At 43.9% G+C, this 15,034-nt stretch carries 12 protein-coding genes and 1 pseudogene; 7 read left to right on the top strand and 6 right to left on the bottom strand.

Features of this window, described 5'->3' with window-relative positions; genetic code table 11:
• The first annotated feature begins 322 nt into the window (after positions 1–322).
• The 4 genes from NSS66_RS22720 to NSS66_RS22705 all read left to right on the top strand — a co-directional run bounded on the left by NSS66_RS22720 (position 323) and on the right by NSS66_RS22705 (position 5,240).
• Positions 323–1,000, top strand: coding sequence for a response regulator transcription factor (locus NSS66_RS22720; protein ID WP_023990358.1), 678 nt, complete (start codon positions 323–325; stop codon positions 998–1,000).
• Positions 997–1,914: a sensor histidine kinase gene (locus tag NSS66_RS22715; protein ID WP_340959879.1), complete on the top strand. Its 918-nt coding sequence runs from the start codon at positions 997–999 to the stop codon at positions 1,912–1,914. Before NSS66_RS22720 ends, NSS66_RS22715 begins: the two co-directional genes overlap by 4 nt.
• 108 nt (positions 1,915–2,022) lie before the next feature.
• Complete coding sequence (locus tag NSS66_RS22710) at positions 2,023–2,700, top strand: ABC transporter ATP-binding protein (protein ID WP_340959831.1); 678 nt, start codon at positions 2,023–2,025, stop codon at positions 2,698–2,700.
• The gene (locus tag NSS66_RS22705) at positions 2,697–5,240 is read left to right on the top strand and encodes an ABC transporter permease (RefSeq protein WP_340959830.1); all 2,544 of its coding nucleotides are present in this window, start codon (positions 2,697–2,699) and stop codon (positions 5,238–5,240) included. The genes NSS66_RS22710 and NSS66_RS22705 overlap by 4 nt, the downstream gene beginning before the upstream one ends.
• Before the next feature lie 189 nt (positions 5,241–5,429).
• On the opposite strand, the pseudogene NSS66_RS22700 reads toward NSS66_RS22705, so the two are convergent.
• Together NSS66_RS22700 and NSS66_RS22695 are read right to left on the bottom strand one after the other, a co-directional pair.
• Positions 5,430–5,745, bottom strand: a pseudogene (locus tag NSS66_RS22700) (transposase); the annotation flags it as partial.
• A 290-nt stretch (positions 5,746–6,035) separates the two neighbouring features.
• Entirely contained in the window at positions 6,036–6,503 is a 468-nt protein-coding gene (locus NSS66_RS22695) for an Lrp/AsnC family transcriptional regulator (RefSeq protein ID WP_023990362.1), read from the bottom strand.
• A 172-nt stretch (positions 6,504–6,675) separates the two neighbouring features.
• Here NSS66_RS22695 and NSS66_RS22690 point away from each other — a divergent pair, with 172 nt between their 5' ends.
• Together NSS66_RS22690 and NSS66_RS22685 are read left to right on the top strand one after the other, a co-directional pair.
• The gene (locus tag NSS66_RS22690) at positions 6,676–6,873 is read left to right on the top strand and encodes a hypothetical protein (protein ID WP_023990363.1); all 198 of its coding nucleotides are present in this window, start codon (positions 6,676–6,678) and stop codon (positions 6,871–6,873) included.
• Positions 6,870–8,390 carry an MFS transporter gene (locus NSS66_RS22685; RefSeq protein WP_340959828.1) on the top strand — a complete coding sequence of 507 codons (1,521 nt, stop codon included), beginning with the start codon at positions 6,870–6,872 and terminating at the stop codon, positions 8,388–8,390. Before NSS66_RS22690 ends, NSS66_RS22685 begins: the two co-directional genes overlap by 4 nt.
• Before the next feature lie 232 nt (positions 8,391–8,622).
• Here the strand turns inward: NSS66_RS22685 and NSS66_RS22680 are convergent, their stop codons facing one another.
• The gene (locus NSS66_RS22680; RefSeq protein ID WP_340959827.1) at positions 8,623–9,153 is read right to left on the bottom strand and encodes a GNAT family N-acetyltransferase; all 531 of its coding nucleotides are present in this window, start codon (positions 9,151–9,153) and stop codon (positions 8,623–8,625) included.
• A gap of 251 nt (positions 9,154–9,404) precedes the next feature.
• Between NSS66_RS22680 and NSS66_RS22675 the strand changes: the two genes are divergently transcribed.
• Complete coding sequence (locus NSS66_RS22675) at positions 9,405–10,379, top strand: ring-cleaving dioxygenase (RefSeq protein ID WP_160789144.1); 975 nt, start codon at positions 9,405–9,407, stop codon at positions 10,377–10,379.
• 159 nt (positions 10,380–10,538) lie between these two features.
• Here the strand turns inward: NSS66_RS22675 and NSS66_RS22670 are convergent, their stop codons facing one another.
• The 3 genes from NSS66_RS22670 to NSS66_RS22660 form a co-directional block, all read right to left on the bottom strand.
• Entirely contained in the window at positions 10,539–12,236 is a 1,698-nt protein-coding gene (locus NSS66_RS22670) for a M3 family oligoendopeptidase (RefSeq protein ID WP_023990368.1), read from the bottom strand.
• Positions 12,237–12,473: 237 nt separating this feature from the next.
• Positions 12,474–13,283, bottom strand: a complete 810-nt coding sequence (gene thiD, locus NSS66_RS22665) for a bifunctional hydroxymethylpyrimidine kinase/phosphomethylpyrimidine kinase (RefSeq protein WP_068938273.1) — start codon at positions 13,281–13,283, stop codon at positions 12,474–12,476.
• A 197-nt stretch (positions 13,284–13,480) separates the two neighbouring features.
• Entirely contained in the window at positions 13,481–14,887 is a 1,407-nt protein-coding gene (locus NSS66_RS22660) for a hypothetical protein (RefSeq protein WP_023990369.1), read from the bottom strand.
• Positions 14,888–15,034 lie beyond the last annotated feature (147 nt).

Here is a 15,034-nt window from a genome sequence, read left to right as displayed (position 1 = left end):
ACCAAGGGAGCCTGTTCTCCAACAACCTGTACCAAGCTTCGGCCCTGTCCTCCCCTCCAATAATGATAATGATTATCAAAATCAACTAGCATAAATTATATCAGTCATACCGTATCTGTCAATGTGATGAGGTTTTAAAGCTGGACAAAAAAGCTGCAGAGAACTTTCTCGACACCCCACCTGGACAACCCAAGGAGCAAATAAGAGTAAAATCCGGTAAACTGGAAATAGAGAGTTTGGGAGCCCTTTTTTATGTTTATGGTGAGCAGTTCTGGAAACCGAGTTCATTAACTTTGGTTAGTAAAAAAATAGGAGGAGAATGATGAATCACATATTAATCATCGAGGACGATATCGCCTTGAGTAACGGTATTGTTCTTGCCCTTAAAGAACCTAACAACGTATTTACGCAAATGTATGACATAGCTACTGCAAAAGAACAATTGAACGTTACCGCCTTTGACCTAGTGATTCTTGATGTAAATTTGCCGGATGGAAGTGGACTCGATCTGTTAACCCATATACGAAAAAGAACAACTTTACCAGTCATCGTTCTGACTGCGAATGATATGGAAACAGATGTCGTCACTGGTTTTGAGCTGGGTGCTGACGATTATATAACCAAGCCTTTCAGTCTTATGGTACTGAGAGCAAGAGTTGGCGTTCAGCTAAAGAAATCCAGATACTCGCTTGCAGACTCCATTCAGCTAGACAATTTTTCTTTTTCATTCGAGAGAATGGAATTTATTAAGAATGGTACACCTATTGAACTAAGTAAAACTGAGCAAAAATTGTTGCGTATCCTAGTCGATAATCGAGGCAACACCGTTTCGCGCGATCATTTGATAGATAGCATCTGGACTGATGGAGCTGAGTATGTAGGTGAAAACGCATTGTCTGTTACAGTAAAAAGGCTACGGGATAAATTAGAGGATTCCCCCTCTTCTCCTCTATACATTAAGACGGTTTATGGGCTGGGCTACACATGGGCGTTGAAATGACAACACTCCTCTATATATGTATTGGAATTGCCGTTGTTGCTGTATGCACCGCTGTGTGTGCTATTATGCTTTATCGCAGGAGCATCCATAAAACAATGAAAACCATTGAGAACATGCTGGATGCCGCGATAAATGGCAGCTTCTCGGAGGATGTCTTTGATGAATCCGTTCTCTCTGCAATAGAAGCTAAATTTGCGAAGTTTCTTTCCATTTGTTCCGTGTCCTCCAAAAATCTGCTTGCCGAAAAGAATAAAATAAATGAGCTGATTTCCGATATTTCACACCAAACGAAAACACCATTGGCTAACATCCTGCTTTATTCCCAACTACTTAGCGAATACGAACTATCGCAGGATACCTCCACTTGTGTGAAAGCTCTATCTGCACAGGCCGAAAAGCTTAACTTTCTTATCCAGGCATTGTTGAAAACATCGCGGCTTGAAACGGGGATTATCACGGTATCGCCAAGGCGAGAATCTGTTCAAAAGCTCCTTGATGCTGCACTGGAGCAAATGATGCCAAAAGCAGACGCCAAAGGGATTTCAGTTGTTATGGAGGACACAGTTACCCATGCTTATTTTGACCTAAAGTGGACGAGTGAAGCTGTCTATAACATTATGGATAACGCCATAAAATATACAGAGACAGGCGGAAGCATGAATATAAAAGTAATGGCATACGATTTGTTTTGCCGAATTGATATTACCGACAACGGCATAGGGATTGCAGAAGATGAACAAGGGAATATCTTTACCCGCTTCTATCGCTCCCCTACTGTAAACACGCAGGAAGGTGTCGGTATTGGACTGTTCTTAGCTAGAGAAATCATCGCTGCGGAGAGTGGTTACATCAAGGTACGGTCACGCTACGGCAGTGGCTCCACCTTTTCTATTTTCCTTTCTATGGATACTTAATTCTTTCAATACCGTTAGATTTCAGAAAGATTGTAGAAAGATTAGTGTGTTAATGTCTGTACTGTAGATGACTACGATCCAGACATTTTTTTGTGGAGGAGAACGTATATGGCTCTATTAAAAACTCAGGCACTAAAAAAGCATTATGGTAATGGGGATACTGCTGTTCATGCCTTAGACGGCGTGAATCTGGAGGTGGAAAGCGGTGAATTTGTCGCCATTGTCGGTACGTCCGGGAGCGGCAAATCTACTCTTCTTCATATGCTGGGTGGACTTGATCGTCCGACAAGCGGAAGCGTTACGATTGACGGCAAAGATATTTTTTCATTGAAAGACGAAGAATTGACCGTTTTTCGCAGACGAAAGATTGGCTTCGTGTTTCAAAATTACAACCTGGTGCCTGTCTTGAATGTCTACGAAAATATTGTACTGCCCATTGAACTGGACGGTAAAGAACCGGACGAAACTTACATAGATAAAATTGTACATACCTTGGGCCTTGACCACAAAATGAATAATCTGCCAAACAATCTTTCCGGTGGACAACAGCAACGTGTAGCCATTGCCAGAGCACTGGCAGCCAAGCCCGCAATTGTCTTAGCAGATGAACCCACCGGAAACCTGGACAGTAAAACCAGTCTGGATGTGATGGGGTTGATCAAAGTATCCAGCCAACAGTTCCGCCAAACGATAGTGATGATTACCCACAACGAGGAAATCGCGCAAATGGCAGACCGGATCATCCGGATTGAGGACGGTAAAATAGTTGGCGGTGAAGGCAAATGATCAAGGTAAAGAACAAAAAAGTAATCCGCAATCTGGCTGATAAGAGTTTCAAAGTGAACAAAACCCGTAACATTATTGCCATTGTTGCCATAGCACTAACCTCATTGCTATTTACAACACTGTTCACTATGGGGATTGGCGCTGTGGAAAACTTACAACGGGCGACCATGCGACAGGTCGGTGGAGATGGACATGCCGTACTTAAGTATATAACGGATGACGAATTTAATCATGTCAAGAATCATCCATTGATCAAGGAAATAGCTTATAACCGTATATTAAGCGATCGAGTTATGAACGATAAATTTCTAAAACGCCATACGGAGTTCTGGTATTACGACGATGTAGGGATGAAGCTTGGTTTTATTGAGCTTAAAGAGGGGCGTAAGCCTGCGGTGGAAAATGAAGTAATCGCAGACTCCAAGACGTTGCAGCTATTGGGTGTTCCACTGGAGGTTGGAGCACCTTTGAGGCTAAAGCTTGACATACGAGGTAAAGAAGTACAGCGTAATTTTATCCTATCCGGCTGGTGGAAAAGCGATCCTGTGGTTAACGTAGGACAAATATTCGCTTCTAAAGCCTATGTCGATGCTCATGCTCAGGAATTACAAAGCAACTATAAAAAGGATCACTTCTATACAGGAACCATTAGTGCATATATGATGTTCGACAATAGCCTTGATTTGCGGGGAAAGCTCAGTAAAGTGATTACCGAAAGCGGGTATTCGCTTGACGAAGATGCACCGAACTATATCGCGAATAATGTAAACTGGTCATACATCTCGACCAATTTCAGTATGGATACAGAGACAATCATAGCGTTAACTTCTGCCTTGTTACTGATCATGTTTACCGGTTATTTGATCATCTATAACATTTTTCAAATATCGGTAATGCGAGATATTCGTTTTTATGGTCTTTTAAAGACGATCGGCATAAGCGGCAAGCAGATCCGCCGGATTATTCGCAGACAAGCGCTGATTCTATCAGCGCTTGGAATCCCGATCGGATTGATAGCAGGTTTTTTTATTGGTAAATCGCTCGTGCCTTTTATCATAAATATGAGTGTGTTTAACGGTACCGAGATATCGGTATCCCCTAACCCATGGATTTTTGTCGGATCTGCTCTGTTCGCTCTCATTACTGTAATGATTAGCACTTTCAAACCCGGCAGAGTTGCGTCATCCGTATCGCCGGTAGAAGCAGTCAGATATACAGGTGGAGTAAATAAGAGCAATGGTAAGCTGAAAAAATCAACCGGAGGTGCAAAAATCCACCTCATGGCTCGTTCCAATTTGGGACGCAATAAAAAACGCACCGTTTTAGTGGTTATGAGTCTTTCTTTAAGTTTGGTTCTTCTGAATACAGTATTCACACTATCTCAGAGCTTTGATATGGATAAATTTTTATCCAAATTTAATGATACCGATTTTCTCATTGCTCATGCTGAATATTTCCAGGTTCCCAGTAGTTTCAGCGGCCATGAAAATGAGACCACTGAAAGTTTTATTAAGGCTGTACAGGCACAACCGGGCTTTGAAGAAGGCGGCCGATTGTACGGTGATCTAACAGCTCTCACTGCTGAGAATACAAAAGGAATCATAGATGATACCCAAAACACTGACGCTCGCGGCAACTTCCTTGTAGAAGTGTATGGACTGGAAGATTTACCACTACATCGGCTGCAATTGATTGATGGTGAGCTTGATTTTAAGAAACTGGCTTCTGGTAAGTATATCCTGGAGGGAGTCGAACTGAACGACAACGACAAGCCTTACATGGAAAGCATTCATCATAATGTGGGAGAAAACGTTACTCTGCATAGTTCTGTGGGAACAGCAGATGCTCCACTGGATAGAGAGTATATAACGCATAATTTTACAGTGCTTGGCCATGTGGGTATCAAATCTACCAATTCGAATCGCCTTTATACTGGCTATAACTTCTACCTCCCTGCGGATATATACAAGTCACTTGTAAAACAGCCCGTTGTAATGAGTTATGCCTTTAATGTATCCTCATTTCAGGAAGCGTCCATGCAGAACTTTTTGAAGCGCTACACTGAAACCATCGAACCGATGATGAACTACGAATCCAAAATCACATCAAGGGACGCTTTATCAGGTATGCAAACTACTATTATAATGATCGGCGGCCTGCTTAGCTTGATTATTGGCCTAATTGGTATTTTAAATTTTATAAATGCGATTTTAACCAGCATACTGACCCGACGCAATGAATTTGCTATGCTGCAGAGCATAGGCATGACTAAAAAACAACTGCGGGGAATGCTGATTTATGAAGGGTTATATTATGTTTGGGCTACTAGCCTAACCTCTATTCTATTGGCAGTCCTATTTTCTATTTTGATTGTGAAACCTTTTTGCAACTTGCTATGGCTTTTGAGCTATCACTTTATAATCTGGCCACTTCTAGCCTTATTGCCTTTACTGTTATTGCTTGGGATACTTATTCCAGTAGCGGTCTATTCTATGAACGACAAACAAAGTATTGTGGAACGACTTCGAGAATCAGAGTAGATTTACCGAGAAAGTCCATAATACCAGTGTGAATAATAAAAAGATGACTCCTGATCAATTCGAGGCCACCGAAAAACCAGCCTTTCGTGAAAAAAACAAGAACACGAATCAAAAAGACGACGGTTTATTCTGAATTCACAGAATGAACCGTCGTCTTTTCTCTTGCTCTCCGCCTCATGTGGCCCTTGTTTACTCCATCAGTTTCAATATTCGTTTTAAATTGACAGTGAATATCGCCATAGCCCCCTGGATTTCCATACCTATCAGACCCGAGGAGGAAGCTACATCGTACCCGTGTCTGTGCTTCAGTTCACTATTCTTCTCCTCAATTTTGTATCGTTCTTTGGCCTTGGCTTTAAAGCTTTCGCTTTCTTGAAACGTAACTTCTTCAAATGCTCATGGCTTTTTATACTTTTTTGCCTTCACGCGCTCTGCGGATCGCCAGATGTCCAGCTTTACATACGTACATTCCCGCATCTTTGTTAAACTCGAACTCGTCTTGTCGTGACAATAGGTTTCGTTCAGTTCCTCATAAATAAAGCTAAAGTCCACCAATTCGTCCATTCTTCCGTAACAGATGGTCTTTGGGAATCAACAGATTGTATAGTTCAATATATGGACTTAGGACCATGCTTTGCTGTTTCGGAAGCACCGGAACCACCCGCCTTTATTTGGATATTTTAATTATACCGAAAAAGCGAGACAGTAACCTCTGTTATGGAGGAACTGTCTCGCTTTAGAGTTTAGGACTTTTTCAGTGGCCTCGGGATATCCGGGGTTGTCTTTTTTTCATCCTTAATCTTTTTCTGAATGAGCAGCTCCACTTGCTTCTTCCAGAGAATGAATGAGAAGTCTATGATCGATCGGTGACGACATGACAAGCAGGCTCGTGTAGGTTCCATACTTATCGCACTGGTTGCTAAACTCTTCGAGGGTGCGCGTCGAGCTGGTCACTACTTTTAATAAATAACTGTGTTCTCCGCTTATACGATGGCACTCGGCAACATGTGGAGATGTATGAACAAAATCAAGAAATGCATGGCAATCTCTAGTCCGAAACAATATATAGGCTGCCGTATCCTTTCCTATTTTTTCAGGAGAGATGATAGTGCGATACCCCTTGATAATCCCTTTTTCTTCCATTCTTTTAACTCGTTCTGTTACAGCAGGTTGGGATAAACCCACGCATTTCCCTAGCTCTGTCATTGAAATTCTCGCCTGACTTTGAAGATAAAAGAGGATTTGTTTGTCTACATGATCCACTTTGAATTCCCTCCTTTAAATTTAACGTTTTTATGAGAAATTCATTTAATTACTTTGTATAATCATCATAATGGATTGATTGCGTTATGTAAAATGAATGATTTAGATTATATAATAAAACTCATATCGATAAGGTGAACCAAACATGAAAAGATAGAGAGGATGGCTGCCCTTGAGCAAATACGTTTTTAATAAGGTAGGAACAGTAGCAGATTTAGAAGTACATATTGAAGAGGCTATTGATCGTACAATTGTCGAAAAAAGGCTGGTTGGTGCTGGTATACGAGTTACGCTTAATGAGGCGCAATATTATAGTTGCGCTGCCGGATGTCCAGACCGTGAACAAAAGTCTGGAGGGACCTCTCAGTGAGCCTCTCCCTCTCCCGCAAAAATATAATTGCATTGGCTGCTATATGTTTGTCCGCATTGATGTTCGGCCTCGAAATTTCCAGTGTGCCAGTGATACTGCCAACTCTGGAGAAAGTATTGCATGGCGATCTTAAGGATATGCAGTGGATTATGAACGCTTATACCATTGCATGTGCCACAGTTCTGATGGCTGTTGGAACGCTGGCTGACCGGTATGGAAGGAGGCGTATTTTTATTATCAGCCTCGTCTTGTTCGGTGTTACATCCTTGATTTGTGGCTTGGCGCAAAGCACATCGGTTCTGATCATCAGTCGGTTTCTTCAAGGGGTGGGTGCTGGTGCGATGCAGATTTGCCAGATAGCAATTCTTTCACATCGGTTTCAGGAAGGACAAGAACGCAGCAAAGCCTTTGGCATATGGGGGATTGTGTTCGGTATCGGCCTCGGTTTTGGACCTATCATCGGCGGCATAATCGTGGCCGTGTTGAACTGGCATTGGGTTTTCCTGGTCCACGTTCCGTTGACCATCCTCACTTTGATTCTTGTTTTTGGTGGCATAGAAGAGTCCAGAGATCCGCAGGTGAAAAAGCTGGACATTATCGGCATCGTCACGCTTTCATTGACAGTTTTTGGCCTTGCATACTTTATCACGCAAGGGCCGGAACTCGGCTTTACCAGCAGAGCATCCATCAGCATCCTTGTTGCAGTAGCAATAAGTTTCATTATTTTTCTATTTGCGGAAAAGCTCAGCGCCCATCCGATGTTTGACTTTTCCGTATTCAAGATACGTAATTTCTCCGGCGCTCTCCTTGGCTCCATCGGCATGAACTTCAGTTTCTGGCCGTTCATGATCTATCTGCCGATCTATTTCCAGAGTGGCCTGGGTTACGGCATCGTAGCCGCCGGGCTGTCTCTCTTGGCTTATGCGCTGCCCACCTTGGTAATTCCACCTCTGGCAGAGCGTTTTTCGCTCCGCTACCAGCCGCGCATAGTCATTCCATCAGGTCTGTTCATCCTCGGTATGGGCTTCATTTTGATGAAATATGGCAGCGGCAGCGATCACGCCAGTTGGTTGACCATGCTCCCTGGCTCCTTGTTGGCTGGTATTGGGCTTGGCTTAACGAACACGCCTGTGACCAACACGACCACCGGCTCTGTTCCAAGTGCCCGTGCAGGCATGGCTTCCGGTATAGATATGAGTGCTAGATTGATCAGTCTAGCCATCAATATCGCTGTGATGGGATTCATCCTGCAGGCAGGTATTTTGTCTTATTTGAAGAGTGCCCTTTCCGGGACTCTCAGTGCAGTGCAATTGCGGTCTGTAGCCGAAAAAGTAGCCGCCGGAAATACTGTATCTCTCAGGCAGAGTTTGCCAGAACTCTCCTCCCTGGATGCGTCTGGAGCCGTCGTCCATGCGGCGCTTATGCACGGCTTTGGCTTGATAATGCTCTACGGCGGTATTGGTGTCTGGCTTCTAGCCGCGATCAGTTTTATGATTTTTGGACCTAAGAGAGCATAAAGACAATCCCGGGGATATCGAGGTACTGAAAAAGTCCCCCATTGTTGAGAGTAAGAGAATATCCAAAGAAAAACGAGCCTCTAGAATCGCTTCTAAGGCTCGTTTCGCGTTCAGGGAGACATATTTGTACCCCTAAAATCTTTGTATTTTCGGAAATCAACAGTTTTTCAGTGGCCTCGATCAATTCAGAGGTCATCTTTTTATGCTTAGAAAGGTATCTTTGTATGAACAACTACAGTTTCCACTCTTCCCGTAAAAGCCCCATTCGGATCGAATCATAATACTCTCCATTATAATATCTGCACTTTCGAAGCCTGGCTTCTAGGGTCATGCCCAGCTTCTCCCCCACCTTCATCATCCGATGGTTTCCTGACCAGGTTGTTAAGCCCACTCTCACTAGAGGTAGTGTATTAAACAAATGTGTGATCCATAGTCGAAGTGCCCTCGTACCATACCCACCGATCCAATACCGCGAATCATAAATACCTATCCCCATTTCAAGCCATTGTGAAGGCTGATGCTCCCAGTAGTAGCTCACTGATCCAATGACCTTGCCTTCCACTTCAATGATCCAAAAGTCATCTTGTCCGATTCGTTTTTCCTTTTCTTTTAAATAATCATCAAAAGAAAGTGGCTTATGTTCATAATAAGGTGCATCCCATTGCTTCCATTCCGGTGCTTCTTCCTTAAAAGTTAACGTCCAAAGGGCGTGTAGGTCTTCTTCTGTAACAGGCCTAATCGTCAAATCCTTATCCGTATACATGGAGCACACTCCTTTTATAATAAAAATCATTCTAGCTACATTGGGCTATTTTTGGGCTTTATTGTATCTGCTTTTGCATTATTTTGAAATTCTATTTTTGTCAGTCTTCCAAGCAAGATCGTAATTTAAGTTGACAAACAATCAAAAAACATATATCTTAATATCAAGATAATAAATATAAAGAAAAGTTTTTCGACTGTTTATTTTGTTTAGAAAAACCTAATCATATAAAAACCAAGGAGGATAATGACATGAAACTATTAGGATTGCATCACGTTTCGGCGATTACAGCGGCGGCGGCTAAAAATGTTGATTTTTATACTCAGGTATTGGGACTTCGGTTGATCAAGAAAACGGTGAACCAGGACGATGTTAGTGTGTATCACCTTTTTTACGGAGATGAGCGTGGAACTGCGGGTACGGAAGTCACATTCTTTGAAATTCCACATGCTGGACAAACTCGTACAGGGAATAACAGCATTTCAGCGCTCTCCCTACGGGTACCGAATGACAAGGCACTGGATTACTGGAAAAACCGCTTCGAGCAGCTGGATGTAAAGCATGGTGAAATTACGGATCAAGCAGGACGCTTGGCGCTTTCGTTTGAGGATTTTGAAGGACAACGCTTCTTCCTCGTTTCAGATGAACATGATAACGGAATGCGCGGCGGCACGCCTTGGGAGAAAAGCCCTGTCCCTGCCGAGTACGGCATTGTAGGACTTGGGCCGGTTCATCTGACCATTCCTAAAGCGGAGAATACCATTCTCATTCTTGAACAGGTTATGGGCTTCCGCAAAAAAGGCTCTTACCCTTCCCCCGTTGCCGGACAACCAGATGTGGTCATCTATGAAACAGGTGAAGGCGGTACGGGAACTGAAGTTCATCTGGAAGAGCGCAACGATCTGCCACAAGAACGACCAGGACGTGGCAGTGTGCATCACGTAGCCTTCCGTGTTGAAACTGAGGAAGAGCTCAAACAGTGGGTAGACCGTATTGGGCAGCTGCAAATTTCCAACTCAGGCTTTGTAGATCGCTTTTACTTCCGTTCATTGTATTTCCGTGAGCCGAACGGCATTCTGTTTGAATTGGCGACCGATGGACCCGGCTTTGATACGGATGAGGAACTGGAGTTTCTGGGTGAATCGCTGGCGTTACCGCCATTTTTGGAATCACGCCGTGCCTCTATTGAAGCCAATCTCAAACCGCTTAACACCAAACATGAATAGAGTTATATTTGCTCTAAAATCACGCAAAGCCGGGACTTCTACATCATGTAGAGGTTCCCGGCTTTTTTCGTGCAACTGTTCTATTTTCATTCTAAAAAGGATCTCATCTGCAAGCTTTTCAGCTTTGACAGGTAAGCGAAATGCCCTTTTTAGTTATGCTTACAGCTTTTTATCATCCACACTGTTCAGCCATGCTTCGATTTCTCCGATTACAGAGGCGATACAGCCATCTTGGAAAGGCGAGATTAGTCCAGCCAACTCAACCAATCCGGTAAAAGAGCGACTTCCCCCGGCACGGCATAGCTTCAAATAATCTTCCCACGCAGCTGTCCGGTCGATACTCATGCGTTTCCAGAATTGGAACGCGCACAGTTGCGCGAGTGTATAGTCAATATAGTAGAACGGGGATTGAAAAATATGACCCTGTTTGTGCCAAAACCCGCCCTGCTCCAGATACTCGTTGCCTTCATAATCCAGATGCGGTTTATACTTACGTTCAATGGAGCGCCATGCGCTTTTACGTTCGGCTGGGGTCCAGTCTGGATGTTCGTATACGGCATGCTGGAATTCGTCCACGGCTACGCCGTAAGGCACGAACAGCAACGATGAAGATAGATGTTCAAAGTGATATTTGTCCGTATCTTCTTCGAAGAACAGATTCATCCAAGGCCATGCGAAAAACTCCATGCTCATAGAGTGGATCTCAGCCGCCTCCATAGTTGGCCAATGGTACTCAGGAATTTCAAAATGTCGGCTTTCATAGACCTGGAAGGCATGACCTGCTTCATGCGTCAATACGTCGATATCCCCGGATGTACCATTGAAATTGGAGAAAATAAACGGCGTGCCATATTCGCTCAAAAATGTACAATAGCCTCCGCTTTGCTTGCCTTTTTTGCTGATCAAATCCATCAATCCACGTTCAATCATAAAGCTGAAAAATTCATGTGTTTCCGCTGAAAGTTCCTCATACATACGTGCTCCATTGCGAATGATCCACTCCGGGTCACCTTTAGGCGTAGGATTGCCTGACAGGAAGTTGAAGCCCTCGTCATAATAGCGAAGCTGATCTACTCCGATCCGTTCGCGCTGGCGTTCCTTCAGCTTGGTTGCCAGAGGAACGATGTGCTTCAGCACCTGCTCGCGGAAATTGGCTACCATTTTGGCATTGTAATCTGTACGTCCCAAGCGAGCATAGCCCAATTCTACGAAGTTGTCATAGCCCAGCTTGTGTGCCATGCGCGTGCGCACCTTCACCAGTTCATCATAAATCCGGTCCAGCTCGTCCTCATGCTCACTCATAAATTGATATTTAGCCTCGGAGGCTTGTTTGCGCGTCTCCCGGTTGGTAGCCATTTCAAAAGGCAGGAGCTGCGACAATGTGCGTTCTTCTCCCTCGAACGGGATCTTCGCTGAAGCAATCAATTGAGCATACTCCGAGGTCAGCTTATTTTCCTGCTGCAAATCCTCAATAATATCCGGATGGAACGACTTGAGTGCTACTTCGGCAATACTGAAAAGCTGACTGCCCCATTGACTCTCCAACTCGGTTCGGAATGGAGAATCCACCAATGCACGGTAGTAATCGGTTACATACTCCTGAATAACCGGCATGAAATCATCAGCGTACTCTTGCTCCGCTTTGTAAAAGGCGTCCTCCGTATTAATGGAGTGCCGAACTTCCACCAATTGCAATTGCGTTTCCACGTTACTGCGCAGCTTGTTAATCGCATGAATCACTTCATTTTGACGTTCTACGCTGTCCGCTTCACGAAACTGCTGCAACAGCGTTTTAAACCGCTGTTCAATTTCAGGTTGCTCTGGTCGGCTGTAAGCCATTTGGCTGAATAATGTCATTGCTTCGGTTCCTCCTTAAATATAATAAATCTGATGCCTATTATACAGTACGCTTAGACCAAACTGGAAGCTATAATTCCAAAAAAATACAACCTCAAGAGCCGCAATACCATGTATTGCGGCTCTTGAGCCTCATCTAACTCTATATATCAAAAAAGTCATGGTCTAAAACAATCTAATATATATTCAGCCTGATGGAGATTTATAAGTCTTTCTAAGATCGCAGACCTTTATGCTTTATTGATTTTGCAAACGATGTGCCGCATGCAAAGTCGGACCGACGAATTCATTCAGCTTGAAGCTACCTTCAATGGCCTGTGTAATGAATCTCTTGGCCTGATCCACTGCTTCACGTACAGTCAGCCCTTGAGCCAAACCAGCCGTTACCGCTGCCGAAGTGGTGCAGCCTGCACCGTGGGTAAAGTTTGTTTTTACAACATCGGCTTCAAACCAGTCAAAAGTGATTCCGTCATATAGCAGATCCATCGCTTTACCTGCGCGAATTTTGCCACGGTCCTTGATCAGTACATGCTTAGCTCCACGCTCATGGATAGTTGCAGCTGCTTCCTGCATCTGCTCCAGTGTCGTGATCGGTCCATTCTTCGCCAGTTGCGAAGCCTCGAACAAGTTCGGTGTTACCAGGTCAGCGCCAGGAATCAACAATTCCAGCATCGCCTCTGTATTTTCCGGCTGGAGCACTTCATCCGTGCCTTTGCAGACCATGACCGGGTCAATTACGATCCGCTTCAGATCATGCTTTTTCAAATGACTGGCTACCAGCTCGATAATTTCAACGGAACCAAGCATACCTGTTTTCATCGCATCAAAACCGATACCTTCCAATACAGTACGCAGCTGCGCTTCTACCACATCCAACGCAACAGGATATACAAGATGATCCCAGGTTTTAGGACCCATCGCTACTACGGTTGTCAATACGGTCATGCCATATACGCCAAGCTCCTGAAAGGTTTTCAGGTCTGCCTGAATACCCGCTCCACCGCTTGTGTCGGAGCCGGCTATCGTTAATGTTTTGGGAATCGTCATTTGTACATGCTCTCCTTCACTTTCTGTGCTGCATTTATCCTAATCCCGCTCGCGAAACTTGTCAACGCGCAAAACGGTCCTCTCTATGCTAAAAGTCACAGGCGACGACAGTAGCTAAAAAACGAGAACATCCCCTTTTGAAACAGGAACATCCTCGCAATAACGTGTTATATGAAGAATTCGAATGAAATTTAGAATTATAAATACCCACCGGTACTATGATCATAGGCATGATTCTTTTCATTTGCACGTACGCCTAAGCACAGACTCTGATACAACTGCTGCTGTTCCAGTGTAGCAAAATTCCGATGCTGCTCAAATAAAGCCATACAACCAATGATATGTTCTGTATAGCTATTATCGACAGACAGTTGCAAGCAATGCAGTGTTTGTCCCACTCCCTCGGGGTAATCGCCTTTTCGGAAATAGTATTCCGCATACACCTTACAAAAGGATGCAAAGCGAAATGCGTTAAAGTGCTTGCGATAATGAGTGTCCCATCGTTCCGGTGCAAGCTGCCAAAAGCTTTTGAGTTGCTGACTAAATAGTCCCAGTTCGGCATCCACGAAATAACCAAACCGGTTCGCTGATTCGAGCAAGGTGTTCAAGCCCTCCAGTGTCTCATCCGGATGCTCACGCAGGTAAGTAATATAATCATAGATTGCAGAAGTGTTGCCCATTTTAATTTCAATACAAAGTCGGTTGCCCTGTGCATATACACGATGTAGGTTGACCACTTTCCAGCCTTCCTCGTCTAAACCCTCAAACCAGCTCAAATCTGCATAACCTTCAATCCATTGCTTGGATTCCTCATATCTACCCTGAAACTCATAGCAACTGGCCTTGAGCAGATGCCCCTGAGCATAGTAATAAACGAGCGGCTTAAGCAGCTCCAGGTGCTCATCTCCAAAACGGTTCCGATTGCGATACAATGCCTGCGCCAGCTCTCTTAGCTCGTCCGCATACATTTCCATCTCGGACCATTGCATTTTTAAAGCAAACACTTGAGATAGCATATGTAAGCCTTCCAGTGCGTAAATTTCCGGTAGACGACTACGGTACAAATGGAATTGTACAGCAGCCTTCAAGTTCCGTTGGTTATCCTTAATCTGAATCTGGAATATACGGAAATAGCTGATCGCCAATCGTTCAGAGTGGGTATACTTTTCACTCTCGATGACACAATCATACAGAAGCATGGAAGCTTCATGTCTGCCATCCTCAAACATCGCTTCTGCGGTCTCAAAAATAGCAGGAACGTTCGATAAATCGTCCATCAAATAGCCAAGTACACTGCGTATACACTCCAGCTTGTTCAACTCTGAGCAACGCAGGAGAAACGGACGCAACCTTCTCCAGTGTGGTAAGGAATGAATAAAACATTCATCAACATACATCTCGAACAAAGATCCTTCTTCCAATCCCATGGCCTCGGTAATCAAATCCAGCTGATTGACTGAGATCGGCCGTGGTGGGTTCCGGTTAAGTATACCGCTAAGTGTACCCGGATTTACCTTGGAAGCATCTGCAAAACATTGCATTGAAATGCCTTCACTTTGAATATACTTTTCTATTTCTGCGCGGATCGTGGTGTTTTTTTCCAAAGGGACACCCCCTCAAACGAATGATGGTGACTTTTTCATTACCTTTTAAACCAAAATTTGTTTAATCAAAGTATATGTCTATTTATACGAGAGGTCAATAACTTTAAATACGACTCAGGACATATAAAATCACGAATTTTGTACGAT

This window comes from Paenibacillus sp. FSL R10-2748, from assembly GCF_038005565.1.
GTDB lineage: Bacteria > Bacillota > Bacilli > Paenibacillales > Paenibacillaceae > Paenibacillus > Paenibacillus polymyxa_B.
The sequence above is the reverse complement of the archived record's forward strand: the minus strand, read 5'-3'. Positions and strand labels throughout refer to the sequence as shown.

What these genes read in the sequence shown, in the direction of transcription:
- thiD (WP_068938273.1), bottom strand. Translation starts at nt 13,283, where the DNA reads ATGACGATTCCCAAAACATTAACGATAGCCGGCTCCGACACAAGCGGT.
- NSS66_RS22670 (WP_023990368.1), bottom strand. Translation starts at nt 12,236, where the DNA reads ATGACATTATTCAGCCAAATGGCTTACAGCCGACCAGAGCAACCTGAA.
- NSS66_RS22705 (WP_340959830.1), top strand. Translation starts at nt 2,697, where the DNA reads ATGATCAAGGTAAAGAACAAAAAAGTAATCCGCAATCTGGCTGATAAG.
- NSS66_RS22675 (WP_160789144.1), top strand. Translation starts at nt 9,405, where the DNA reads ATGAAACTATTAGGATTGCATCACGTTTCGGCGATTACAGCGGCGGCG.
- NSS66_RS22710 (WP_340959831.1), top strand. Translation starts at nt 2,023, where the DNA reads ATGGCTCTATTAAAAACTCAGGCACTAAAAAAGCATTATGGTAATGGG.
- NSS66_RS22680 (WP_340959827.1), bottom strand. Translation starts at nt 9,153, where the DNA reads ATGTATACGGATAAGGATTTGACGATTAGGCCTGTTACAGAAGAAGAC.
- NSS66_RS22715 (WP_340959879.1), top strand. Translation starts at nt 997, where the DNA reads ATGACAACACTCCTCTATATATGTATTGGAATTGCCGTTGTTGCTGTA.
- NSS66_RS22720 (WP_023990358.1), top strand. Translation starts at nt 323, where the DNA reads ATGAATCACATATTAATCATCGAGGACGATATCGCCTTGAGTAACGGT.